Raw genomic sequence first — 23,401 nt, 5'->3', positions numbered from 1 at the left:
TGAGCGGCGGGGGCGGGGTCGAGGCCGGGCCCGGGGGCGGGTCAGCCGGCGAGTGAGATCGCGCGGCCGGTCCAGGGCGGTGGGGGCTCGGTGAGGGTGTGGAGGCGGGCGAGGGAGCGCTCCGGGAAGGGGGCGGTGCGGGAGGTCGCCTGGTCGACGTGGAGGGTGAGGAGCTCTGTGGTGGCCGCGGGGGCGGCGTCGGGGAGCGGCATCGCGTCCGGCGCCGGGAGGACGTACATCTCGTGGGTGAAGTGGGCCTTCTTCGCGGTCGCGGCCAACACGCGGGTGCGGACGGCCAGTTGAGCGCCGTCCGGGACCTCGCGGAGGTAGCGGAGGTGGGACTCGACGGTGTAGAGCGAGCAGCCGGTGGACGCGCGGTAGTCGGCGTCCAGACCGCACCCGGCCATCAGGGCGTCCGTGGCGTGGCCGAAGACCAGGACGTAGTAGGCCTCGCTCAGATGGCCGTTGTAGTCGATCCACTCCTGGCGGACGGCCTCCCGGTGGAGGGGGAGGCGGAGGGGGAGCGCGGTCATCCGGCGGCTCCCAGGCGGCCGGTGGCGCGGAGGACGGCGATCACGCCGCGGTCGCGCTCGGCGACCAGGTCGGCGATGCTGCGGCCGGCCGCCTCCTCGTCGCAGCCCGCCACCACCGCGTCGTACAGCGCCCGGTCCAGCTCCGGGGCCTCCAGGCGGGTCCACGGGGACTTCAGGGAGGGGCCGAAGTGGTCGAGCATGTGCGCCATCCCGCCCTCGCCGCCCGCCAGGGCGAAGGTCAGCATCGGGCCCATGGTGGCCCAACGCAGGCCCGGGCCCTCGGTGATGGAGTCGTCGATCTGCTGGACGGTGGCCTCGCCGTTGGCGACCATGTGCAGCGCCTCCCGCCACAGCGCCTCCTGGAGGCGGTTGGCGATGAAGCCGGGGACCTCGCGGTCCATGGTGATCACCGACTTCCCCGCGGCCCGGTAGAAGGCGGAGGCCCACTCCACCGCCTCGGCGCCGGTCCGCTCCCCGCCGACCACCTCGACCAGGGGGATGAGGTACGGCGGGTTGAACGGGTGGCCGACGACCAGCCGGCCGGGGGTCCCGGCGCCGGTCTGCATGTCGGTCATCGGGTAGCCGGAGGTGGAGGAGGCGATCACCACTCCGTCCGGGACGGCCGCGTCCAGCCGGGCCAGCAGATCGCGCTTGAGGCCGAGCTGCTCGGGGGCGCTCTCCTGGACGAACTCGGCTTCGGCGACGGCCTGTTCGAGGGTGGTGGTGACGGTCAGCCGGTCCTTCGAGGCGTCCGGGGCCAGGCCCAGTTCGATGAGCGCCGGCCAGGCCGCGTCGACCAGCCGGCGCAGCCGCTGCTCGGCGTCGGGCGCCGGGTCCCAGGCGGTGACGTCGTAGCCGCGGGCGAGGAAGTGCGCGACCCAGCCGCCGCCGATGACGCCGGCGCCTACGCAGGCGACCCTCCGCACCTCCTCGGGGGAGACGGGGCGGGCGGCGGAGGGGGTGGGGGCGTGCTGCACGGCGAACTCGAAGGAGTCGGCGGTCATGAGGGTGGTGCCTCTCTGTGGTCGCTGGGGGGCGCCCGGTGCGGTCGCCGGTGTCGGCCGGTCGCCCGTGTCGGCCGGTCGCCGGTATCGGCCGGTCGCCGGTGTCGGCCGGCCGGGTCAGCCGCGGGGCTTGAGGCCGAGGCGCTGCCGCGCCTCGTCCGGGGTGGCGACCTTGGCTCCCAGAGCCTCGGTGATGGTCACCGCCCGCTCCACCAGCCGGGCGTTGGTGGCCTTGTCGCCCTTGCCGAGGTAGAGGTTGTCCTCCAGGCCGACCCGGACGTTGCCGCCGAGGAGGATGGACTGCGCGACCCACGGCATCTGCATCCGGCCCAGCGCGAAGCTGGCCCATTCGGCGCCCTCGGGGAGGAGGTTGACCATGGACTGGAGCACTCCGGGGTCGGCCGGGGCGCCCCAGGGGACGCCCATGCAGAGCTGGAAGACCGTCGGATCGTCCAGCAGGCCCTCGGCGAGCAGCTGCTTGGCGAACCACAGCTGCCCGGTGTCGAAGATCTCCAACTCCGGCCGCACGCCCAGCTCCTGGATCCGCCGGGCGCCGGTGCGCAGCATGTCCGGGGTGGACACGTAGAGGTTGGAGCCGTCGCCGAAGTTGAGGGAGCCGCAGTCCAGGGTGCAGAGGTCCGGCAGCAGTTCGTCCACGTGCGGCAGCCGCTGGAGGCCGCCGACCAGGTCGGTCCCGGGGAGGGTGCCGAGGCCCCGCAGCGGTTCGTCCGGGTCGACGGGCAGGTCGCCGCCCATTCCGGCGGTGAGGTTGATGACGACGTCGGTGCCGGTCTCCCTGATCCGCTCGACCACCTCGCGGTAGAGCGCCGGGTCGCGGGCCGGGTCCCCGGTCTCGGGGTCGCGGACGTGGATGTGGACGACGGCGGCCCCCGCCTCGGCCGCCTCGACGGCGTTGCGGGCGATCTCCTCGGGGGTGACCGGTACGTGGGGGCTCTTCCGGACGGTGTCGCCGGCGCCGGTGAGGGCGCAGGTGATGATGACGTTCCGGTTCATCTCGGTGGTCATGGCGGATGCCTCCTGAGGGTCGGGTGCGGTGCTGTGCTGTGCTGCGGGCCGGGCTCAGACCGCGAGGGTGTCGCGGACGTGGGCGAGTAGCGCCCGGTGCATGGCGTCCGCGTCGGTGCCCGGCTCGCCGTCCGGGGCGGCGGCCAGGACCTGGGTGGCGAGCCCGTCGATCAGCGCGGTGAGGGTGAGCGCCGCCGCCTGCGGGTCGGTGTCCGGCCGGAAGACGCCCTGGGCCACCCCGCGCCGGATGACGTCGGCCACGGTCTCCCGCCACTGCCGGTAGTACTCGGCGTGCAGTCTGCCCACGCCGGTGGAGCGGGCCGCCTCGGCCCACAGGTCCAGCCAGACCGCCCACTGCCGGCGCTGCTGCGCGGTACGCGGGGTCTGCAGCTCGATCAGCTGGCGCAGCTCCTCGGCGGCGTCGCCGGGACCGGCTCCGGCGAGCCGGGCCGCGCGGCGGGCGGTGTCCTCGTCCATGCACCAGCGGACCGCCGCCTCCAGCAGTTCGGCGCGGCCGGGGAAGTGGTAGTGGATCAGGGCGGTGCTGGTGGAGCAGGCGCGGGCGATGTCGGAGACCCGTACCGCGTGGAAGCCGCGCTCGGCGATCAGCCGGACCGTCTCCCGGACGATCTGCAGCGGCCGGCCGCCCTCCACCGGGGCCGGGTCGGCGGCCGGCGGCGGCTCCGCCGCGCCCAGCAGCCAGCCCGCCTCGACCCGGCCCTCGTCGGCGATCCGGGCCAGCTCGGCGGCGGTGAACCGGCGGGTGCCGCTCAGCGAGCGGGAGAGCTTGGACGGGTCCATCACGATGCGGCGGGCGAACTCGCGCTGGCTGACGCCCGCGGCATCGATGATCCGCCGCACCCGGGCCGGGGTGTCGTCGGTCGAGTCGTTGGCTTCCACGCCGAAGGACACTAGCCCGGCGTTGAGAAAATCTCAACGCCGGGCTAGTGAAACAACCGTTGATCAGGGAGATTGAGTCACTGATCGTCCCATCAGTCAGTTGCTCAACGCGGCCGCCGGAAGACCGGCGCCGGGGACTCGCGGCGGGGGGAGGGGAGGTGCGGCCGCGTCCTGAGGACGGTTCCGGCCTGGTCCGCCTTCGGGGCGTAGACCACCAGGCTGCGCGGCGACTTGCCGAGGAGGAGCTCGCCCGGCTCGGCCACCTCGCCGTCCACGGCCAGGCCCTGACCGTCCGTCAGCGTGCTGACGGTGAGCTCCTGGGCCACCCGCTCCTCGTACGCGGGGCTGCGCTCCAGGCCGCCGGTGAGCAGGGCGGTCAGCGCGCGGACCCGGGAGAAGCGGCGCTCGGCGGAGATCAGCCGGACGTCGAGGAGGCCGTCGGCCAGTCCGTCGCCCCGCCGCACCGGGGCCGAACCCGCAGGCCGGTAGCGGCAGTTGCCGATGAAGAGCAGCCACAGCCGGCGCGGTCGCCCGTCCAGCACCACCTCCACCGGCGAGGCCCGCCAGGCGACCGCGGCCAGCGCGGCGGCCAGCGCGGGCCACTTGCCGAGCCCGCGGTGACGGTGCCGTAGCTCGTCCCGCAGCCGGACCACCTCCGGGTAGGCGCCCAGACTGAGGGTGTTGAGGAAGAAGTCGGTGCGGCCGGTGCCCGGCCGGTCGATCCGGCCCAGGTCGACGGCGGCCGCCCGGCCCGCGGCCAGGGCGGCCAGCGCCTCCTCGTGGGACTCGATGCCCAGCGCCGCCGCGAAGTGGTTGAGGGTGCCGCCGGGGAAGACCGCCAGCGGTACGCCGTGCCGCAGGGCGGCGGCCGCGCCGAGCTGGACGGTGCCGTCCCCGCCGCAGACGCCGAGCGCTCCGCCCTTGCGCTGCGCCTCGGCCGCGGCCTTCGCCATCAGTTCGGCCGGCTCCCCGCCGGACCACACGCGGGCCTGCGGAAGCCCCTCGCGCAGCTCCTCGGGAAGGGAGGAGCCGGAGTCCCAGGTGCCGGTCTCCGCCGGGTCCTCGATCTCCGCGTCCGGTCCCGCGGCCGGGTTGACCACCAGTTCCAGGCCCGCGCCCGACGGGCAGGCCGGGGCGTCGGCCTGCGGCCCCGGGGCGGGTTCGAAGCCCGGCCGGGGCGGCGGGGGCCAGCGGTGCCGGGTGGCCAGCGCCGCCCCCACCCCGATCGCGGCACCGGCCAGCACGTCGCCCGGGTAGTGGACACCCACGTACACCCGGGAGAACGCGACCGCGACGGCCGGGACCGCGACGAGGGCGCCGAGCGCCGGGGACTCCAGTGCCACGCCGGTGGCGAAGGCCGCCGCCGAGGCCGCGTGCCCGGACGGGAAGGAGCTGGTCCACGGGCGCCGGTGGGGATGGCGGTGGTGCGGGACCACGGCCAGGAGCGGGCGCTGACGCCCGGTCAGCTGCTTGGCGGCCAGGTTCGCCACCGGGGAGGCCAGCGAGAGGGCGGCCAGCCCCCGTACCGCCGCCCGGCGCAGGGGCGGACGGCGGACAGCGGCCATCGCCGCACCGCAGCCCCACCACAGCAGCCCGTGGTCCGCCGCCCGGCTGATCCGGCGCAGCAGATGGCCGCCGGACCGCTCACGGGAGACGGCCACCCGGAGGAATATCCGCTGGTCCCAGTCGCTCAGGCGCCCGGCGGCGCGCAGCAGCGAGCCGTCGAGCGGGCGACGGCGGTCCTTCGAACTGATCGTACTGAACGGCGACATGGAGCACCCCTTCCCCGTCCCGCCGGAAATCCACCGGCCGGGATCGGCCCCTGGGGGTCCGGCAGGGTCCGCTGGAGCCCGCTGAAACCCGCCGGATCCCGCGCTCGTACGAGTCTGGCGCCCCGCCCGGTATTCCTGGATGATCGCGCCACACACAACTCGTCCGCCGCACGGGCATACCAGGGACACAGGGGGGAACCGCATGGGACGTCGCCGGATCAGAGTTCTGGTGGTCGCGGTGGTGGCGCTGGCCGCGCTGTACACGGCGGCGGACCGGGCCGCCGCGTACTACGCCGACAAGGAGGTCACCCAGCTGGCCGCCGAGAAGTACGGCTACGCCGACACCACCGACGGCCACCTCGACGTGTCCGTCGGGGGATTCCCCTTCCTCACCCAGGCGCTGACCGGCGACTTCGGCCATGTCTCGCTGGACGCCACTCAGTTCACCCTGACCACGACGGACGACCAGCCCGGCGACTACCTCCACGTCTCCTCGCTTCATCTGGACCTCCGCGATGTGCGGGTGGTGTCGCTGACCTCCCGCAGTGCCGAGGCCGGTGTCGTCACCGGTGCGCTCACCCTCGGCTACCAGGACCTCTCCGACGCCTTCTCCCGGCTGTCCGGCGGCGGTCAGCTGACCTTCTCGCCGGCGCCCGGCTCCGCCGGCCAGGCCGCCAGGGCCGCCGTCACCGGCCGGGCCGACAACGGGGAGGTGAACGGCGACGTCACGATCCTCGCCCAGGGCGACGAGTTCTCCGTCCGCCTCCCCGGTTCCGACCACACCGCCTACACCTGGAGCGTGAACCTCCCTCAGGGCGCCGGGTTCACCGCCGCCGACTCCACCCCGACCGGCGTCCGGCTCACGGTCACCGGTCACCAGGTCGCCCTCGGCGCCTCCCACCTCGGCGGTTGAGTCGCCCGCCGTAGCTGCCGCACCTGCCGTACCTGCCGCACCTGGCGTACCTGGCGCACCTGGCGTACCCGCCGCTCCTGCAACACCTGCGGCACCACCCGGGCTTGACGGGCCGTCAGGCGCGGGTCAGGGTGAGCCCGCTGGACGCCGAGGGGAGAGCGCGGATGGATGCGGGGGCCAGTGCCAAGGGGGCAGCGGTCGGTTTCGTGGGGGCGGGGCGGATGGGCCGGCCGATGATCCGGAGGCTGGCCGCCGCCGGGCACACGGTCACGGTGCTCGCCTCCTCGGATGAGCGCCGCCGCGAACTCGACGCGGAGGGCCTGGCGGCCACCGCCGAGGTGCGGGATCTGGGCGCGGCGGAGGCCGTGGTGGTCTGCGTGCTGACCGACGCCCAGCTGCGCGAGGTCTGCCTGGACGGTGGACTGCTGCCGGCGATGGCCCCCGGCTCCCTGCTGATCCTCCACACCGCCTGCAGCCCGGCCACCGTCGAGCGGATCGCCGAACGCGCCGCGCCGTACGGGATCGACGTGGTCGACACCGGTGTCAGCGGCGGCCCGCGGGACGTCGAGGCGGGCCGGCTGACCCTGATGGTCGGCGGCGGGGAGGACGCGGTGGAGCGGGCCCGTCCGCTCCTTGAGGCGTACGGCGATCCCCTCGTGCCGGTCGGCCGGCTCGGCAACGGGCAGCGGGTCAAGCTGCTCGACAACGCCGTCTTCGCCGCCAATATCGGCCTCCTCGCCCAGGCCGCGGCGGTCGGCGAACGGCTGGGCGTGCCGGAGCCCACGCTGCTGCGCGCGCTGTCGCACGGCAGCGGGGCGAGCTGCGCGGTCGCCGGGGTGGCCCGGGCCGGCGCGACGGCCGGATTCGCCGCCGCGGAAGGGGAGTTCCTCGGCAAGGACCTCGCGGTGGTGCGGCGGGTCGCCGCCGAGCTGGACGTCGATCTCGGCGCGCTGGCCGACGCCCATCGGGTGCTGGAGGGGCTGCTGAGGCCGGAGGAGCGGTCCGACCGGGGGGTTCGGACGGCCCGGCCGGCTCAGCCTGAGGTGCCCTCTCAGTCCGAGGTGCCCTCGTAGCGCTCGCGGAGCTCCTCCCAGAAGTCCAGGCCCACCGCCCGGAACTGCTCGCGCACCGGCGGCTGGCCGTCCGTGCCGAGGTCTCCGCCGGCCACCCGGTCCAGCGCGGCGGACATCGCCGCGACCGCGCTGCCGAGGCTGACCACGGGCAGGATGACCAGCGCGTATTTCGCCTGGGCCAGCTCGGCGGCGTCCGCCTGCGGGGTCCTGCCACCGGGCACCAGGTTGAACAGCGCGGGCGCCTTGACCGCCCGCGGGATGCGGCGGACCTCGTCCGCGGTCTGCGGCGCCTCCAGGAAGACCAGGTCGGCGCCGGCCTCGGCGTAGAGGTTGACCCGGCGGACGGCCTCGTCGAAGCCGTGGGTGGCGCGGGCGTCGGTGCGGGCCACGATCACCGTGTCCGGATCGCGGCGGGCCTCCACCGCGGCCTCGATCCGCCGGGCGAAGGCGTCGGCGCCGATCACCCGCTTGCGGTCCAGATGGCCGCAGCGCTTGGGGAACTCCTGGTCCTCCAGCTGGATCGCGGCCGCGCCCGCCTGCTCGTAGAGCCGCACGGTGCGGAAGACGTGGGTGGCGTCGCCGAACCCGGTGTCCGCGTCGGCGATCACCGGGATGTCCAGCAGCCCGGCCACCAGTCCGAGCTGGCGGACCATCTCGCTCTGGGTGGCCAGGCCCACGTCCGGCAGCCCGGTGACGGCGGCCACCCCCGCACCGGTCATATAGGCGGCCCGGAAGCCGGCCCGGGCGGTCAGCGAGGCGGACAGGCCGTCGAAGACGCCGGGGGCGAGCACCGCCGACCGCTCGGCCAGCAGGGCACGGAGCCGGGCGGCACGGGACTCGGGCATCGGTGGGTCTCCGTTCACTCACTCACTCGTTCACTCGGCGCTCGTGCACTCGACCTTCGTGCACTCCGCGTTCGTGCACTCGGCACTCGTCCGCGTGCGGTCATCCTGCCAGCAACCGGCGCAGCCAGCGGGTGCGGGCCTCGCGGGCGTCGCGGGAGAGGGCGGCCTCCGGGGCCATCCCCTCGAAGCCGTGGAAGCCGCCCGGCCAGACGTGCAGCTCGGCCTGGCCGCCGCACTGCCAGATGCGGGTGGCGTAGGCGACGTCCTCGTCCCGGAAGGTCTCCGCCGAGCCGACGTCGATGTACGCCGGCGGCAGCCCCGACAGGTCGACGGCCCGCGCCGGGGCGGCGTACGGGGAGACCCCCTCGGTGCCGCGGGCGTCGCCGAGGAGGGCGGTCCAGCCGGTCGCGTTGGCGCCGCTGTCCCAGACCCCGAGTCCGACCATCTGGCGGGCCGACGGCGTGTCGTTGCGGTCGTCCAGCATCGGGCACATCAGCACCTGGCCGAGCAGCGCCGGGCCGCCCCGGTCCCGGGCCATCAGCGCCACCGCGGCGGAGAGCCCGCCGCCCGCGCTGGCTCCGCCGACCACCAGCCGGGCCGGGTCGATGCCGAGCTCGCCGGCGTGCTCGGCGGTCCACACCAGTCCCGCGTAACAGTCCTCGACCGGGGCCGGGTGCGGGTTCTCCGGCGCCAGCCGGTACTCGACGGAGACCACCGCCGCGCCCAGCTCCTCGGCGTGCTCCAGGAGTTCGGGCATGCCGATGCGGTTGGTGCCGATGATCATGCCGCCGCCGTGGATGTTGTAGAAGGCCGGGGTGGGCGCGGTGGCGGCGGTCGGCCGGCAGATCAGCAGGGTGAGGTCCGGGGCGCCGGGCGGGCCGGGGACGGTGCGCTCCTCCATGGCGAAGGCGCCGTTCCTGGTGAGCAGCTCGTCCGGGATGGCCTTCATGATCTCGGCGGCGCCCTCGCGCATCACCGGGATCAGGTCGGCGCCGAAGCCGGGCGGCGGCACCCTGCCCTCCATCGCGGTCAGCGCCGCGGCCAGCTCGGGGTCGAAGGGCGGCGGGGGGCCGAGCGGCGTGTCGGACGGCGGACCTGCCGGATCGGCTCGCACGCTCGGCTGCGGCGTGCCGCTGGACGCATCGGATCCGGTACCGGTCATCCTCGGCCCTCCCTCGGTTCCGCTCTTCCCCCGCGGCTGCGCGGGTACGGCGGACGCTACCCGCCGCCCGGCGGCGGCCGAAAGAGCCCGCTCCGGCGGAAACCGCTTGGCTGCGCCGGGTGCTTGACGGTAGTCCTGGGGCGGATCGGACGACGGGACGGGGGACATCGGTGAGCGGTACGGGTCTGCTGCGTGCTCCTCATGTGCCGCGACTGCTGGGCGGCAGCCTGGTCGGACGGCTGCCGGCGGCGATGGCGACGGTGGCGATCCCCCTGACGCTGCGCGGGACCGGCGCCGGCTACGGCTTCGTCGGCCTGGCCGCCGGGCTGTTCGCGCTGGCCACCGCGCTCGGCGGGCCGCTGCTCGGGCGGTTGGTGGACCGGGTCGGGCAGTCGCCCGTGCTGCTGCCCGCCGCCGTGGGGCACGGCGTCGGGCTGGTCGCCGTCGCCCTCGCGCCGACCCGGCCGGCGGTGGTGCTGCTCGGGGCGCTGCTCGCGGGCGCCTCCAGCCCGCCGCTGGAACCCTGCCTGCGGGCGCTCTGGCCGGACGTGGTCGGCGAGGAGGCGCTGGAGGCCGCGTACTCGCTGGACTCCGCCTCCCAGGAGCTGGTGTTCATCGGCGCCCCGCTGGTGGTGTCCGCCTGCGCGGCGGTCGGCTCGCCGCGGGCCGCGCTGGCCGTCGGGGCGCTGCTCGGACTGGCGGGGGTGCTGACGATGGCGTCCGCGCCGCCGGCCCGGCGCTGGCAGTCGCCGCCGCGGGCGCCCGACCCGCTGGGGCCGCTGCGCAGCCCCGGGCTGGTGATCCTGCTGGTCAGCCTGACCGGCGTGGGGACGGCGCTGGGCGTGCTGAACGTCTTCGCGGTCTCCTACGCCGAGGGGCACCGGATGCCCGGCGGGGCACCGACCCTGCTGGCCCTGAACGCCGGCGGGGCGCTGATCGGCGGGGTGGCGTACGGGGCCTGGGCCGGGCGCTGGACCGCCTCGCCGGTCCGCCGCAGCATCCTGCTGACCGCCGGGCTCGCGGTGGCGTACGGCTTCCTCTGCCTGACCCCCGCGCCGCCGTTCATGGCCGCCCTCATGCTCCTCACCGGGTTGTTCCTGTCGCCGGTGCTCGCGGCCGGGTTCGTACTGGTCGGCTCGCTGGCGCCGACCGGCACCAGCACCGAGGCCTTCGCCTGGCTGGTGACCCTGATGAACGCGGGGGTGGCGGTCGGAGCGGCGCTGGTCGGTGCCCTGCTTCAGCGGACCACGCTGCCCTGGGCGGCGTCCTGCGGCGCGATCGGCGCGGCCGCCGGTCTCGCCGTACTGCTGCTCGGCCGCCGCCGGCTGCGGCGGCCCGCGCCGGTCGGCCCCCGGCCGGTGCAACGAGTGTGACGGCGGGGCGCGTCCTGGGTGACGGCGGGTCGTCCTAGAGGGCCACGTCGGCGGCCAGCGCCGAGCGGAGGCGGAGGTCGGCGGCGCCGAGGGTGAGAGTCCGTGGGGGCGTCAGCTGCTCGGCGAGCTGCCAGTAGCGGGACATGACCGGATGGTCCGCGGCGGCCAGCGCGGGAAGGAGTGCGCGGCGGAAGCCCGGGGTGTCCCGCACGCCGGAGGCGCGCGCGTGGGCGCCGACGTAGCAGTCCAGCGCGGTCGCCGAACGTCCCGCCTCGGCCAGCAGATAGGCCTCGTGCAACCCGTCGTAGAGGAGGTCGGGATGGGCGGCGGGCGGGGACGGCCGGCTGGTGGCCAGGCAGCCGTCGGTGGCCGCCGCGGCCAGCGCGTGCAGCCGGGCGAAGGCGAGCACCTGCCCGGGCGTCGGCTCGGCCGGCGGCTGCGGTACGGCCGCCTCGGTGACCGACCTGCGCAGCCGTGCGGAGAGCCGCGGCGGCAGCAGGCGCCGCCAGTAGTGGGCGATGGCCGAGGTGCTGGGCGGGACCTCGATCGCGCCCAGGAGTCCGAGCAGCTCCGCGCGTTGCTCGGGGGCGCCCTCCCGCAGCGCGCGCAGCGCGGCCTCGCGCCAGCGCAGAGCGGAGAGCTGCGCGCCCAGTTCCTCCAGCCGCCGGTCGACGACCGAGTCCAGCGCGTCCGCCGACCGTTCCGGCGGCTCCTCCAGCATCCCCGCGATCTCGGGGACGGGGACGCCGAGCGAGCGCAGCGAGCGGATGGCGCGCAGCCGGGCCGCGGCCTCCGGCCGGTAGCGCCGGTGGCCGCCTCCACTGCGCCCTGACTCGGGCAGCAGGCCCCGGTCGGAGTAGAAGCGGACGGTCTTGACCGTGGTCCCGGTCAGTGCGGCGAGTTCGCCGATGCTCAGCGCACCCGACGCGTCAGCCACTTGAACCTCCCTCCGGGGGAGTTCCTAGGTTAACCGGGACGACGAAGCCACCCCCTTGGAGGTGCTGACGATGACCGCGTTCCTGCTGGTCTCGGGCCCGTTCACGGACGACCGGATCTGGTCCAGGACCGCCGCCGCCCTGCGCGCCGAGGGCGCCACCGCGCTCCCGGTGACCCTCGACCGGCGGCCGCAGGCCGACCTCGAGACGCAGATCGCCGGCCTGGTCCGGGTGCTCCCCGCGGAGGAGCCGGTGGTCCTGGTCGGCCACGACTACGCCATCCACCCCGTACTCGGCGCCGCCGACCGCCACCCGGAACGGATCGCCCGGATCGTCTACCTGGACGCCGGCCTGCCGCAGGACGGCGATCCGCCACTGGCTCTGGTCCAGGACCCGGCGGTCCATCGACTCCTGGGCGGGGACGGCGAACCGGTCGCCTCCGTGCCCCCGCCCGGCAGCCGCGAGGACTGGCGGCGCTGGGGCAGCCTGGACGGCCTCGGCGCCGAGCAACTGGCGCTGCTCGCCGCCTCCGCCGCCGCGCAGCCCGCCCGCACCCTCACCCAGCCGCTGCGGCTCACCGGGGCCGCGGCGGCCCTTCCCACCACCGGGATCCTCTGTACCGCCGACGGCGGACCGACCATCGACGGCATCCAGGACCTGGTCCGGGTCGGCCCGCCGTGGCTGCGCCGGCTGACCGAGCCGCAGGTCGGCTTCTTCGAACTGCCCACCGGCCACTGGCCGATGCTCTCCTGCCCGGAGGAGCTGGCCCGGGTGCTGCTGCGCGCGGCGGCGGGCGAGGGCCGCCGGCTCTCCCCGCCGCCGGGGGCCGCCGACCCCTCGGGCGACCGGCTCGCCGGCGGCCTGGCCCCGTACCTCCGCCCCTTCCCGCTGGACGTCCCGGTCCCGCCGCGGGAGCGGAACGGCCGGCTGGATCTCTACCCGCCCGGTCCTGGGACGGCGTCCGACGGCCCCCTCCCGGCCGTCCTCTTCGTCCACGGCGGCCCCGTGCCGCCCGACCTCGTCCCGGCCCCGCGCGACTGGCCGCTGCTCCGCGGCTATGCCGCCTACACCGCCTCCCTCGGGGCGGTCGGCGCCCTCGTCGAGCACCGGCTGCACGGCCTGGCCGACTACCCGCGGGCCGCCGAGGACGTCGCCGAGGCCCTGGACGGGCTGCAGGCGGACCCTCGGGTCGACCCCGAGCGGATCGCCCTGTGGTACTTCTCGGCCGGCGGCCTCCTCTCCGCCGACTGGCTCGCGGGGCGGACCGGCCGGCCGGGGCCGCCACCGCGCTGCGTCGCCTTCACCTACCCGGTGCTCGCCCCGCTCCCCGGCTGGGGCGCGACCCGCCTGGACCCCACCGAGGCGCTCGCGGCCCGAAGCCGCGACGCGGACCCCGCGCCCGCGATCGTCCTCACCCGGGTCGGCCTGGAGATCCCGCAGATCGCCGCCACCGTCGAGCAGTTCCTCCGCGCCGCCGAGAAGTCCGCGACACCCGTCGAGGTCCTCGACGTCCCGGACGGCACCCACGGCTTCGAGACCCGCGAGGACCACCCGACGCCCGCCACCCGCACGGCCGTCACCCGCTCCGTCCGGACCGTGCTGGACCGCCTGCGGAGCCGGTAGCGCCGTCCGCGGCCGGCCCGCCGCCGGACTCGGCGCCCGGCCACCACCTGGGCTTCCCGGTCTGCGGCGGGCTGATGGTCGGCGGCGGACCGGCCGGAGCCCTGCTGATCGATCCCCAACGGGACGCCCGCCGCGTAGGGTTGATCGGCCAGCAGCTGTGAGCGTGACAGGAGGAACGCCCATGCGCCTCATCCAGGAGACCGAGCCGGACGGCCGGGGCGCCGGCGGCGGGACCCCGTCCGCGCGCGGGGAGCGCGCGGCAAGGCCGTGAGCTTCCTGGTCGCGCCGCTCACCGAGGCGCACGCCGAGCAGGTGCTCGCCATCTACCAGCAGGGCATCGACGAGGGCGACGCCACCTTCGAGACGGCCGCGCCGGGCTGGGCGGACTTCGACCGCAGCAAGGCGCCCCGGCACCGGTTCGTCGCCCTGGACGCCGAGGACGGCCGGGTGCTCGGCTGGGTGGCGGTCAGCCCGGTGTCGGCCCGGTCCGCGTACGCCGGGGTGGTCGAGCACTCGGTGTACGTGTCCCGGGAGGCGCGCGGGCGCGGGGTCGGCCGGGCGCTGCTGGACGCGCTGATCGCGTCCACCGAGGCGGCCGGGGTGTGGACCGTCCAGTCCGGGATCTTCCCGGAGAACACGGCCAGCCTCGCGCTCCACGAGCGGGCCGGCTTCCGCGTGATCGGCGTCCGCGAGCGGATCGGCCGGCACCACGGGCGCTGGCGGGACGTCGTACTCATCGAGCGGCGCAGCCCCGAGGTGGACTGAGCCGGGGTGACGGGCCCGTCCCGTCCTCCGGACGGCTCCCGCTACCTCCACCACGGCGTGCGCGCGACCCCGGAGGTGGGCTGAACCTCCGGGGCCGCGGGCGTCGGGGCTTCCGCTACGGGGCTTCCGCTACGGGGTGACCGCGGCGGTGTACACGTCCGTCCTGTCGGTCGCAGCGGTCGGGCAGGCGGTCCCGTCGGCGCAGGTGGTCTGGGTCCAGAGGGGGTGGAAGACGCCCCCGCCGTTGGCCAGGCCCGCGTAGTCGCCGAGGAAGAAGCCGCCCGCGTTCGGCGCGACCATGGTGTCGAACGGCCCCGCCAGGTGGGTGTCCGCGCTCCAGGTCCGGCCGCCGTTCTTGGAGCTCTTGAACCAGTAGTCGGTCGGCAGGGTGCTGGTGTTCCCGGCCGCCAGGTTGCGGAAGTCGTAGTAGTCGACGCCGATCGTGCCGTCCGGGGCGATCGAGACCTGCGGGTTGAACGAGGCCCGGCCGGTCGGGGTGCTGATCCTGGCCGGCGCCGTCCAGGTGCTCCCACCGTCCGTGGACCGGCTGAACGCGACCTCGTCGTAGGCCCCGCCGCTCCACGCCGCGTCCTGCCAGACCGCGGCGATCGAGCCGTCGGCGCCGATCGCCACCTCCGGGATGATCTCACCGGTGCGGATGCCGGCCCCGGTGTTGGGGTCGGTCACCCCGACGTCGTCGAGCGGGGCGACGACCTTCGGCGCGGACCAGGTCGCGCCGCCGTCGGTGGACTTCACGAAGGCCAGCTGGTCGGTCTCCTTGTTGCCGTTGTTCGGCTGGACGATCCAGTTGGCGAAGTCGTAGAGCGTCTTCGGGCTGCGCGGGTCGACCACCACCTGGTTGCCGATGGTCTGGGTGCGCTGCTTGGTCGGGAAGATGGCCTTCGGCGCGGACCAGGTCCGCCCGCCGTCCGCGGTCATCGAGAAGTACCCGTCCCCGTTGTAGGCGGCCGCGTGGGCGTCCGCGTAGGGGTTGGCGTTGGGGGACCTGAGGTCGTCCCAGACCGAGTACGCGGCGCCGGCGATCTTCGGGTTGGCGGTGATGGAGTTCTTGTCGTCGAAGAACTGGGTGGTGCCGGTGTGGCTGTCCACCACGGCGAGGTTGCCCCAGGTCCTTCCGCCGTCGGTGGAACTCACCGCCGCCACGCCGTTGTTGTTGTCGGTCTCGTCGAAGACGATGGCGTTGGAGTAGGCGGTGCCGTCCGGGCCGATGGACACCCACGGGTCGGAGGCGCGGGTGTACGCGAGCCCGCCGGGCGCGCAGGCGTCGAAGGGCAGCGGCGTCTCGCCCCAGGTCTGGCCCCCGTCCGAGGAGTAGCCGGCGACCAGGCCGTGGGCGCCGCCGTCGGCCCAGCGGTCCTGCTGCCAGGCGCCGATGACGGTCTTGGAGTTCGCCGGCGACACCGCCACGTACGGTTCGACCTCGGCGTTGGTGTACACCGTTCCGGGGCCGCCGGCGGTGCAGGCGGCATAGGGGCTGGGCCCGGAGACCCGCACGGCTTGCGGTGTGCCGGCCGCCAGTGCGGGGGTGGTCAGCAGTGCCGCCCCGACGAGGGCGAGCGGGAGGACGAGTCTGTGCCTCTTGCGTTCCATTCCTTGGTCTCCTCTTTCGGACGTCCCAAAGATGCGTCGAGTGCACTGTGCGCCGCCGGGGCCGCCGGCGTCGCTGTCGTCGCCGGGGCCCCGGGCGCAGAACGCGAACACTCTCCTCCCGGTGGCACATTCGCGCAATGGTGCGGACCTTCTGTGCTCTCTGTGCGCACCCGTCGTCCGCCGGATGGAGGAGACGCCCGGCGGAGACGCCCGGCGAGGCGGGTTCGTGCCCGGCGCCGTCGGTGGCGAAGACGCCGGACACTCCGCCTCGCCGCCGTCCGGCACGCCGGCGCTCAGATGGCCAGGCGGGCCGCCGCCGCGCGCCATGGCGCCTGCGGGCCGGTCGGGGCGTGGCGGCGCAGGGGCCGGGTGGTGGCGATCAGGCGGCGGGCCTCGTGACGGTCCGTCAGGATGCCCTGAGCGCGGGCCTGTACGAGGATGTTGCCGAGGGCGGTGGCCTCCACCGGGCCGGCCACCACCGGCATCCCCAGCGCGTCCGCGGTCAGCCGGCAGAGCAGCTCGTTCCGCGCGCCCCCGCCGACCAGGTGGACCGCGTCGAAGGAGCGGCCGGACAGCTCGGCGGCCTGCCGCAGGGTCCGGGCGTGCGCCAGGGCCAGCGCCTCCAGGATCGTCCGGACCGTCGAGCCGCGATCGGCGGGCGGCCGCTGCCCGGTCCGCCGGCAGTACGCGGCGATCCGGGCCGGCATGTCGCCGGGGGCGAGGAAGGACGGGTCGTCCGGGTCGATCACGGCGGCGAACGGCTCGGCCGCCTCGGCCTCGGCGATCAGCCGCGGATGCTCGGCGTCCCGGCCCTCGCGGGCCCAGGTGCGGCGGCACTCCTCCAGCAGCCACATCCCCATGATGTTGCGCAGGAAGCGGATGGTGCCGTCCACCCCCCGCTCGTTGGTGAAGTTGGCGGCCCGGGCGGAGGCGTCCAGCACCGGGGCGTCCAGCTCCAGACCGGCCAGCGACCAGGTTCCGGTCGCCACGTACGCCACCGTCGCCGAGGAGTCGTCCGCCGGCACCGCGGCCACCGCCGAGGCGGTGTCGTGCGAGGCCACCGCGACCACCTCGCGCGGAGCGCCCGCGCCCAACTCCGTTGCCACATACGGCAGCAGGGGCCCGATCCGCTCGCCGGGCAGGCGGATCGGCGGGAGGAGGGCGGGGTCGATGCCGACCGCGTCCAGGATCCGCGGCGACCAGTCGGCCGTCCCGGCGTCGAAGAGGCCGGTGGTGGAGGCGTTGGTGGCCTCCGCGCCGACCGTCCCGGTCAGCCAGTGCACCAGCAGGTCCGGGATCAGCAGCAGCCGTTCGGCGGCGGCCAGTTGGGCCGAGCCGGCGGCCGCCGCCAGCTGGAAGACGGTGTTGAACGGGAGGTGCTGCAGCCCGGTGATGGCATACAGCTCCTCGGGGCCGATCCGCTCCCACACCCGCTCGGCCGCGTCCGCCGTCCGCCCGTCCCGGTAGTGGAAGGGGGCGCCGAGGAGCGCGCCGTCCGCGTCCAGCAGCCCGTAGTCCACCGCCCAGGAGTCGATCCCCAGCGAGGCGACCGGCCCCCGCGCCGCCGCCCGCCGCAGGCCCTCCAGGATCCCGCCGTACAGCCCCAGGACGTCCCAGTGCAGCCCGTCCGGGAGGCGTACCGGGGTGTTGGCGAAACGGTGGACCACCTCGAACTCGAGGCGGTCCCGGCCGACCCGGCCGAGCACCACCCGTCCGCTGGTGGCGCCGAGATCGGCGGCAGCGAACGCGGGGGCGGAGGACGCGGAAGAGAGCATGGCGTGGAGGGCTTTCGGAGGACGGGAGCGCGAACGGAAGCGGGCGTGCGGGCGTGCGGAGGTGCAGGTGGATGCGGACGGGAGCGGTTCGGGGACGGGCGAGGGGCCCCAGGGGCCCCAGGGCCCCCAGGGGCCTCAGCGGAGGAAGGCCGCCGCGACCCCGGCGTCCACCGGGACGTGGAGCCCGGTGGTGTGCGTCAACTCGCCCCCGGTCAGCGCGAAGACCGCGTTGGCCACATGCTCCGGCAGCACCTCGCGCTTGAGGATGGTCCGCTGGGCGTAGAACTCGCCGAGTTCGCTCTCCTCGATGCCGTAGGTGGCCGCGCGCTGCGCGCCCCAGCCGTTGGCGAAGATCCCGGAGCCGCGGACCACTCCGTCCGGGTTGACGCCGTTGACCCGGATCCCGTGCTCGCCCAACTCGGCGGCCAGCAACCGGACCTGGTGCGCCTGGTCGGCCTTGGTGGCCGAGTAGGCGATGTTGTTCGGTCCGGCGAAGACCGAGTTCTTGGAGGCGATGTAGACGATGTCGCCGCCCAGCCCCTGCTCCGCCATCATCCGTGCGGCCTCCCGGGAGACCAGGAAGGAGCCGCGGGCCATGATGGCGTGCTGCAGGTCCCAGTCGCCGGCGGTGGTCTCCAGCAGCGGCTTGGAGATGGAGATCCCGGCGTTGTTCACCACCAGGTCCACCCCGCCGAAGGCCAGCGCCGCGGCCCGGAACGCCTCGGCGATCTGCGCCTCGTCGGTCACGTCCACGGTCACCGCGACCGCCTTGTCGGGGCCGCCCAGCTGCTCGGCGACGACGCCCGCGGCCTCCGCGTTCAGGTCGGCGACCACGACGCACGCGCCCTCGGCGACCAGCCGCTCCGCGATCGCCCTGCCGATCCCCGACGCCGCGCCGGTCACCAGGGCGACCCGGGTCGCCAGCGGCTTCGGCTTCGGCATCCGCTGGAGCTTGGCCTCCTCCAGCGCCCAGTACTCGATCCGGAACTTCTCCGACTCCTCGATCGGCGCGTAGGTCGAGACCGTCTCCGCCCCCCGCATCACGTTGACCGCGTTGAGGTAGAACTCGCCGGCCACCCGCGCCGTCTGCTTGTCCTTGCCGAAGGAGAACATCCCCACGCCGGGCACCAGCACGATGGCCGGGTCGGCACCGCGCATCGCGGGCGAGTCGGCGTCGGCGTGCCGGTCGTAGTAGGCGCGGTACTCCTCCCGGTACGCGGAGTGCAGCGCCTTCAGCCGCTCCACCGCCGCCTCCAGGGGCGCGTCCGCCGGCAGGTCGAGGACCAGCGGGCGGACCTTGGTGCGCAGGAAGTGGTCCGGGCAGGAGGTGCCCAGCGCGGCCAGCCGCGGGTGCTCGGCCCGGGCCAGGAAGTCCAGCACCGGTTCGGCGTCGGTGAAGTGCCCGACCTGCGGGCGGTCGGTCGAGGCCAGCCCTCGGATCAGCGGCGCCAGCGCGGCGGCCCGCTCCCGGCGCTCGGCCTCCGGCAGTGCGCCGTACCCGTCCAGAAGGGGGCCGAAGGGCTCGGCCCTCCCGCCCTCCCGGCCCTTCGCCTCGATGAACCGCTCCGCCGTCCGGATCATGTGCAGCGAGTTGGCCTCGGCCTCCTCGGAGGTCGCGCCCCACGCGGTGATGCCGTGGCCGCCGAGGACGCAGCCGACGGCCTGCGGGTTGGCCTCCTTGATCGCCGCGATGTCCAGTCCGAGCTGGAAGCCGGGGCGCCGCCACGGCACCCACACCACCGTGTCGCCGAAGCACTCGGCGGTCAGCTTCTCGCCGTCGGCGGCGGTGGCCAGGGCGATCCCCGAGTCGGGGTGGAGGTGGTCCACGTGGGGCGCGTCCACCAGCGCATGCATGGCGGTGTCGATGGACGGGGCCGCGCCGCCCCTGCCGTGGAGGCAGAAGTCGAAGGCGGCGACCATCTCGTCCTCCCGGTCCACCCCGGGGTAGACGTCGGCCAGCGAGCGCAGCCGGTCCAGGCGGAGGACGGCCAGGCCGGACTCCCCGAGGGTGCCGAGGTCGCCGCCGCTGCCCTTCACCCAGAGCAGTTCGACCTCCCGGCCGGTCACCGGGTCCGTCCCGGTGCCCTTGGCGGAGGTGTTGCCGCCCGCGTAGTTGGTGTTCCGCGGGTCGGAGCCGAGGCGGTGCGAACGCTCGAGGAGGGCGCGGACCGCGGGGTCGGTGGGGGACTGATCACTCATCAGCTGGTTCCTCGGTGGGACGAGTCGGGTACTGGTGCGGACCGGCGCCGGCCGGGTCGGGGCCGGGATCGGCTCGGGACGACCTGGGAGGACTGGGGGGCGGGTGAGGCGACCGGGGCTACGCGCCCCAGCCGGCCTGCTCGCCGCCGACCCGCTCGGCGACGATCCTCTGCTGCCAGCCGGTGGCGGCGTAGGCGGCCAGCGGGTCCGGGTCGAGCCCCATCTCCTTGCGGACCTCGCGCAGCAGCGGGCGGACGTCGGTGTTGTAGGCGTCCATCAGCACCGCGTTGGCGCCGAGGACGTCGCCCGCCCGCTGGGCCGCGCGCAGCGCGTCCAGGTCCACCGACAGCGCCTTCGCCGTGGCCTCCTGGACGTTCATCACCGAGCGGATGACGCCCGGGATCTTGGCCTCGATGTTGTGGCACTGGTCGAGCATGAAGGCGACCTGCCGGGCCGGGTCGAACCCGCCGTTCTTGGCCACCTCGTGGAGGATCCGGAAGAGCTGGAACGGGTCGGCCGCGCCGACCATCAGGTCGTCGTCCGCGTAGAACCGCGAGTTGAAGTCGAAGGCCCCGAGCTTCCCCTCCCGGAGGAGGAAGGCCACGATGAACTCGATGTTGGTCCCCGGCGCGTGGTGCCCGGTGTCGACGACCACCTTGGCCTTCTCGCCCAGCTTCAGCGTGTGGGCGTACGCCGTTCCCCAGTCCGGGACGTCCGTGGTGTAGAAGGCGGGCTCGAAGAGCTTGTACTCCAGCACCAGCCGCTGGTCGTCGCCGAGCCGGTCGTAGACCGCCTGGAGGCATTCGAACAGGCGGTCCTGACGGGCCGTGATGTCGTCCTGGCCGGGGTAGTTGGTGCCGTCGGCGAACCACAGCTTGAGGTCGCGGGAGCCGGTGGCGTCCATGATGTCGACGCATTCGAGGAGGTGGTCGACGGCCTTCCGGCGGACGGCCGGGTCGGCGTGGGTCACCGAGCCGAGCTTGTAGGCGTCGTCCTGGAAGGTGTTGGCGTTGATCGCGCCGATGGCCAGGCCGCGGTCCTCGGCGTGCTTGGACAGGGCGGCGTAGTCCTCGACCCTGTCCCAGGGGATGTGCAGCGAGACGACGGGGGCGACGCCGGTGGCGGCGTGCACCTGGGCCGCGTCGTCCAGCTTCTCGAACGGATCGCGCGGAACGCCGGCCTGGGCGAAGACCTTGAAGCGGGTGCCGGAGTTCCCGTAGCCCCAGGACGGGGTCTCGATCACCTGGGCCTTGAGGGCGGCCTTGATGCTCGCGTGGGCGTCGGTGGCGCGATCGTTCATGGCATCCTCGCTATGAATCGTTTCATGTGGAGTTCACCGTAGGTGGCGACAGTGAGCGTGTCAATGTGCGCGGTCAACAGTTTTGAATTGATTCAGGCCGAATTCAACCCCGCCGCGAAGAAGTCCCGGCCAGAATGACACGCCCCTCACCTGCCCGTCCCCGCCCCGCCCCCCGCCCCGCCGCTTCCGGCCACCCCCGGCAACGCCGTTCGCCACGACCCCGCGCATCCGCGCCGGAGGCGCGCCCTTCAGGGGCGCGGGGAACTGCGCGGCCAAGACGGCACCGCCCTGCACTCGGCGTCGGCGCTCTGCTTGCGGTTCGTTTGCCGCGCGGCCTGTCCGCTCAGCGTGCGGGCACGTTGGCGCGACGGGTGCGCTCTCGGGGGCGCGGGGAACTGCGCGGCCAAGGCGTCACCGCCCTGCAGTCGGCGTCGGCGCTCTGCTTGCGGTTCGTTTGCCGTGCGGTCTGTCCGCTCAGCGTGCGGGCGCGTTGGCGTGACGGGTGCGCTCTCGGGGGCGCGGGGAACTGCGCGGCCAAGATGCCACCGCCCTGCACTCGGCGTCGGCGGTCTGGTTGCAGGTCGTTTGCCGCGGGGCCTCTTCGCTGAGTGTGCCGGCGCGACAGGTGCGCCCTCGGGGGCGCGGGGAACTGCGCGGCCAAGACGGCACCGCCCTGCACTCGGCGTCGGTGGTCCGCTTGCAGTCCGCTTGCCGCGCGGCCTATCCGCTCAGCGCGCCGGCAGGTTGCCGCCCGCTTGCGGCCCCCTCGGCTGCGTGACCTGGCCACTCCGCGTCTCCGCGTGTCCGCGCCTCGCGCCGGTGGTCGCCGCCCGCGCGGGTTAGAGTGCGCGCAAGGCAGGCGGCGCGCGGGAGGTTCGGGTGGCGGAGGGACGGCGTGGGCGCTGGCCGTGGGTGGTGCTGGCGGCCGTGGTGATCGCCGGCGGGCTGGCCGTGGAGCGCGGCGGCGGGGGAGGGGCGGACGCCTCCTCGTCCGCCTCCGCCTCCGCGAAGGCTTCCGCTTCCGCGTCCGCCTCCGCGAAAGCTTCCGCGTCAGCCCCCGGCTCTGCCGCTCCCTCCGCCTCCGACGGCTCGGACCCCTACGCGCCGGAGAACTTCGTCGCGCAGACCGTGAAGTACGGCCACCAGGCGGGCGTGGACCCGCAGTTGGTGTTGGCCATCCTCTTCAACGAGTCCTACAAGCCGCACGACCCCGCCTTCCAGCGGGCCTGGCAGAGGATGAAGCCGGACGCCGCCTTCGGCGTGGCCAACATGCACCGGGCCACCTTCGACGGAGTCGCCGCCGGCCACCACCAGCTCGCCGGCCGCAGCTGGGAGGAGCTGCCGGACGACCCGTCGCTGGCGATCCAGGCCGAGGCCTGGTACCTCCACGACCTGGCCGCCGCGCTGCCCTCGGCCCATGACCGCTCGTACACCAAGGACGAGTTGCTGGCGCTCGGCTACAACGCCGGCGAGGGCAACATGCTGGCCTTCGCCCGGGGCGTGAGCCCCGGCGCGCAGTCCCAGACCTACCTGGCCACCTTCCGCCAGAACTGGCCCAAGGCGGGCGCTCTCCTGAAGCACTGACCCCGCGCGCCCGCCGCTCCCCGATTCGCGTTGACCCGGCCCGAGCCCGGTCCTACCGTGAACGCTACGAATTGTGTAGCTCCCGTGCAGTAAGGGGGTGGGGACCATGAACGTCGCTCACCCGGCCGGACCGGCGTCCCAGTACGGCGTCGGAATCGTCGCCCCCTTCGACTTCGCCCTGGACCGCGAGCTCTGGCGCTGGGTCCCCGACGAGGTCTCCCTCCATGTGACCCGGATCCCCGGCCCCGGCCCCGGCACCGGCTCTGGCGCAGGCCCCGGCCCCGGCACCCCGCGCGGCACGTTGTGCGACGCCGTCCGCGCCCTCCTCGCGGTGGACCCCCAGGTGGTCGCCTACGCCTGCCCCACCGGCAGCTGCGCCGGCGGTCTCGCCGGTGAGCGGGAGCTGCGCGCGCTGATGCTCGGCACGGCGGTGTCCGCCGCCCCGCACGGCGCGGTGACGGCGGCCGGTGCGCTCCTCGCGGCGCTGCGCGAACTGGGCGTCCAGCGGGTCGCTCTCCTCTCCCCGTACCGCCCCGAGGCCGTCGACCGCCTGGCGGCCTTCCTCGCCGAGGCCGGGGTGCGGACCACCGGACGGCGGTCCCTCGACCCGGCAGCCGCCGCCGAGCCCTGGCGGCTCGGCTACCGCGAGGTGGTGGAGCTGGCCCGGGCCGTCCCGCTGGGCGGGGCCGAGGCGCTGGTGCTCGGCTCGGCGAACCTGCCGAGCTACGAGGTGGTCCCGCAGTTGGAGGCCGAGCTGCGGCTGCCCGTCCTGGCGGCGAACCAGGTCACCGTCTGGGCCGCGCTGCGGGAACTCGGCCGGCTGCCGGTCGGCCCGTATCAGGCCCTGACCGACCCGGCCGCCCGCGCGGCGCTCTCCTGCCCTACGCCCGCGCCCGCGCCCGCACCGGCGCCCGCCGCCGCGTCCGCACCCGCACGCGGGCTCGCGCCCGCGCCCCCCGACCCCGCCGCCCCGTAGCAGCGTGCCGTCAGCTCCTCCACCGCGCCGAC

Annotated in this window: 19 protein-coding genes; 7 read left to right on the top strand and 12 right to left on the bottom strand. The window is 75.0% G+C overall.

What is annotated here, in order from left to right; genetic code table 11:
- Positions 1-41: 41 nt before the first annotated feature.
- From BS73_RS10695 to BS73_RS40660, 5 genes are all read right to left on the bottom strand, one after another.
- Complete coding sequence (locus BS73_RS10695) at positions 42-533, bottom strand: thioesterase family protein (RefSeq protein ID WP_037571389.1); 492 nt, start codon at positions 531-533, stop codon at positions 42-44.
- Positions 530-1,537, bottom strand: coding sequence for a 3-hydroxyacyl-CoA dehydrogenase NAD-binding domain-containing protein (locus tag BS73_RS10690; protein WP_084703959.1), 1,008 nt, complete (start codon positions 1,535-1,537; stop codon positions 530-532). The genes BS73_RS10695 and BS73_RS10690 overlap by 4 nt, the downstream gene beginning before the upstream one ends.
- A 117-nt stretch (positions 1,538-1,654) precedes the next feature.
- Positions 1,655-2,551, bottom strand: a complete 897-nt coding sequence (locus tag BS73_RS10685) for a BKACE family enzyme (RefSeq protein WP_037579032.1) — start codon at positions 2,549-2,551, stop codon at positions 1,655-1,657.
- A gap of 66 nt (positions 2,552-2,617) precedes the next feature.
- Complete coding sequence (locus BS73_RS10680; RefSeq protein WP_037579031.1) at positions 2,618-3,463, bottom strand: TetR/AcrR family transcriptional regulator; 846 nt, start codon at positions 3,461-3,463, stop codon at positions 2,618-2,620.
- Positions 3,464-3,567: 104 nt separating this feature from the next.
- Positions 3,568-5,235: a bifunctional phosphatase PAP2/diacylglycerol kinase family protein gene (locus BS73_RS40660; RefSeq protein ID WP_063836958.1), complete on the bottom strand. Its 1,668-nt coding sequence runs from the start codon at positions 5,233-5,235 to the stop codon at positions 3,568-3,570.
- A 202-nt stretch (positions 5,236-5,437) separates the two neighbouring features.
- Here BS73_RS40660 and BS73_RS10670 point away from each other — a divergent pair, with 202 nt between their 5' ends.
- Together BS73_RS10670 and BS73_RS10665 are read left to right on the top strand one after the other, a co-directional pair.
- Complete coding sequence (locus BS73_RS10670) at positions 5,438-6,148, top strand: LmeA family phospholipid-binding protein (protein WP_037571387.1); 711 nt, start codon at positions 5,438-5,440, stop codon at positions 6,146-6,148.
- Positions 6,149-6,312: 164 nt separating this feature from the next.
- A complete protein-coding gene (locus tag BS73_RS10665; RefSeq protein ID WP_084703958.1) occupies positions 6,313-7,221 on the top strand; it encodes an NAD(P)-dependent oxidoreductase in 909 nt (302 codons plus the stop codon).
- Here the strand turns inward: BS73_RS10665 and BS73_RS10660 are convergent.
- Entirely contained in the window at positions 7,200-8,066 is an 867-nt protein-coding gene (locus BS73_RS10660) for an isocitrate lyase/PEP mutase family protein (RefSeq protein ID WP_037571386.1), read from the bottom strand. The two genes, BS73_RS10665 and BS73_RS10660, sit on opposite strands and share 22 nt — an antisense overlap.
- 100 nt (positions 8,067-8,166) lie before the next feature.
- Positions 8,167-9,228 carry an alpha/beta hydrolase gene (locus BS73_RS10655; RefSeq protein WP_037571383.1) on the bottom strand — a complete coding sequence of 354 codons (1,062 nt, stop codon included), beginning with the start codon at positions 9,226-9,228 and terminating at the stop codon, positions 8,167-8,169.
- Between the two features lie 170 nt (positions 9,229-9,398).
- Between BS73_RS10655 and BS73_RS10650 the strand changes: the two genes are divergently transcribed.
- Positions 9,399-10,601: an MFS transporter gene (locus BS73_RS10650; RefSeq protein ID WP_037571382.1), complete on the top strand. Its 1,203-nt coding sequence runs from the start codon at positions 9,399-9,401 to the stop codon at positions 10,599-10,601.
- 34 nt (positions 10,602-10,635) lie between these two features.
- Here the strand turns inward: BS73_RS10650 and BS73_RS10645 are convergent, their stop codons facing one another.
- Positions 10,636-11,538, bottom strand: coding sequence for a helix-turn-helix domain-containing protein (locus tag BS73_RS10645; RefSeq protein ID WP_037571380.1), 903 nt, complete (start codon positions 11,536-11,538; stop codon positions 10,636-10,638).
- A gap of 70 nt (positions 11,539-11,608) precedes the next feature.
- On the opposite strand from BS73_RS10645, the gene BS73_RS10640 reads away from it, so the two are divergent.
- Together BS73_RS10640 and BS73_RS10635 are read left to right on the top strand one after the other, a co-directional pair.
- Positions 11,609-13,159, top strand: a complete 1,551-nt coding sequence (locus BS73_RS10640; RefSeq protein ID WP_037579026.1) for an alpha/beta hydrolase fold domain-containing protein — start codon at positions 11,609-11,611, stop codon at positions 13,157-13,159.
- Positions 13,160-13,426: 267 nt separating this feature from the next.
- The gene (locus BS73_RS10635; RefSeq protein WP_037571378.1) at positions 13,427-13,924 is read left to right on the top strand and encodes a GNAT family N-acetyltransferase; all 498 of its coding nucleotides are present in this window, start codon (positions 13,427-13,429) and stop codon (positions 13,922-13,924) included.
- A gap of 129 nt (positions 13,925-14,053) precedes the next feature.
- Here the strand turns inward: BS73_RS10635 and BS73_RS10630 are convergent, their stop codons facing one another.
- The 4 genes from BS73_RS10630 to rhaI form a co-directional block, all read right to left on the bottom strand.
- Positions 14,054-15,535 carry a sialidase family protein gene (locus tag BS73_RS10630; RefSeq protein ID WP_037571376.1) on the bottom strand — a complete coding sequence of 494 codons (1,482 nt, stop codon included), beginning with the start codon at positions 15,533-15,535 and terminating at the stop codon, positions 14,054-14,056.
- 293 nt (positions 15,536-15,828) lie between these two features.
- Positions 15,829-17,310: a rhamnulokinase gene (locus BS73_RS10625; RefSeq protein WP_037571374.1), complete on the bottom strand. Its 1,482-nt coding sequence runs from the start codon at positions 17,308-17,310 to the stop codon at positions 15,829-15,831.
- A gap of 135 nt (positions 17,311-17,445) precedes the next feature.
- Entirely contained in the window at positions 17,446-19,509 is a 2,064-nt protein-coding gene (locus BS73_RS10620) for a bifunctional rhamnulose-1-phosphate aldolase/short-chain dehydrogenase (protein WP_037571372.1), read from the bottom strand.
- Positions 19,510-19,627: 118 nt separating this feature from the next.
- Positions 19,628-20,809: an L-rhamnose isomerase gene (gene rhaI / locus BS73_RS10615; protein ID WP_037571370.1), complete on the bottom strand. Its 1,182-nt coding sequence runs from the start codon at positions 20,807-20,809 to the stop codon at positions 19,628-19,630.
- Between the two features lie 879 nt (positions 20,810-21,688).
- Here rhaI and BS73_RS10610 point away from each other — a divergent pair.
- Both BS73_RS10610 and BS73_RS38180 read left to right on the top strand, forming a co-directional pair.
- Positions 21,689-22,393 carry a transglycosylase SLT domain-containing protein gene (locus BS73_RS10610; protein ID WP_037571368.1) on the top strand — a complete coding sequence of 235 codons (705 nt, stop codon included), beginning with the start codon at positions 21,689-21,691 and terminating at the stop codon, positions 22,391-22,393.
- A gap of 106 nt (positions 22,394-22,499) precedes the next feature.
- Positions 22,500-23,369 (top strand): maleate cis-trans isomerase family protein, encoded by an 870-nt coding sequence (locus BS73_RS38180; protein ID WP_200886678.1) that lies wholly within the window; start codon positions 22,500-22,502, stop codon positions 23,367-23,369.
- The last annotated feature ends 32 nt before the right edge of the window (positions 23,370-23,401 follow it).

Origin of the sequence: Phaeacidiphilus oryzae TH49 (genome assembly GCF_000744815.1) — a bacterium.
GTDB classification, from domain to species: Bacteria; Actinomycetota; Actinomycetes; order Streptomycetales; family Streptomycetaceae; genus Phaeacidiphilus; species Phaeacidiphilus oryzae.
Note: the sequence above shows the minus strand (reverse complement) of the source record. Positions and strands in the feature narration are given on the sequence as shown.

Bases quoted from the DNA above. Each gene is read 5' to 3' on its own strand.
- BS73_RS10660 (WP_037571386.1), bottom strand. From the start codon at position 8,066: ATGCCCGAGTCCCGTGCCGCCCGGCTCCGTGCCCTGCTGGCCGAGCGG.
- BS73_RS10655 (WP_037571383.1), bottom strand. From the start codon at position 9,228: ATGACCGGTACCGGATCCGATGCGTCCAGCGGCACGCCGCAGCCGAGC.
- BS73_RS10620 (WP_037571372.1), bottom strand. From the start codon at position 19,509: ATGAGTGATCAGTCCCCCACCGACCCCGCGGTCCGCGCCCTCCTCGAG.
- BS73_RS10685 (WP_037579032.1), bottom strand. From the start codon at position 2,551: ATGAACCGGAACGTCATCATCACCTGCGCCCTCACCGGCGCCGGCGAC.
- BS73_RS10625 (WP_037571374.1), bottom strand. From the start codon at position 17,310: ATGCTCTCTTCCGCGTCCTCCGCCCCCGCGTTCGCTGCCGCCGATCTC.
- BS73_RS38180 (WP_200886678.1), top strand. From the start codon at position 22,500: ATGAACGTCGCTCACCCGGCCGGACCGGCGTCCCAGTACGGCGTCGGA.
- BS73_RS10640 (WP_037579026.1), top strand. From the start codon at position 11,609: ATGACCGCGTTCCTGCTGGTCTCGGGCCCGTTCACGGACGACCGGATC.
- BS73_RS10665 (WP_084703958.1), top strand. From the start codon at position 6,313: ATGGATGCGGGGGCCAGTGCCAAGGGGGCAGCGGTCGGTTTCGTGGGG.
- BS73_RS10630 (WP_037571376.1), bottom strand. From the start codon at position 15,535: ATGGAACGCAAGAGGCACAGACTCGTCCTCCCGCTCGCCCTCGTCGGG.
- BS73_RS10670 (WP_037571387.1), top strand. From the start codon at position 5,438: ATGGGACGTCGCCGGATCAGAGTTCTGGTGGTCGCGGTGGTGGCGCTG.
- BS73_RS10690 (WP_084703959.1), bottom strand. From the start codon at position 1,537: ATGACCGCCGACTCCTTCGAGTTCGCCGTGCAGCACGCCCCCACCCCC.
- BS73_RS10695 (WP_037571389.1), bottom strand. From the start codon at position 533: ATGACCGCGCTCCCCCTCCGCCTCCCCCTCCACCGGGAGGCCGTCCGC.
- BS73_RS40660 (WP_063836958.1), bottom strand. From the start codon at position 5,235: ATGTCGCCGTTCAGTACGATCAGTTCGAAGGACCGCCGTCGCCCGCTC.
- rhaI (WP_037571370.1), bottom strand. From the start codon at position 20,809: ATGAACGATCGCGCCACCGACGCCCACGCGAGCATCAAGGCCGCCCTC.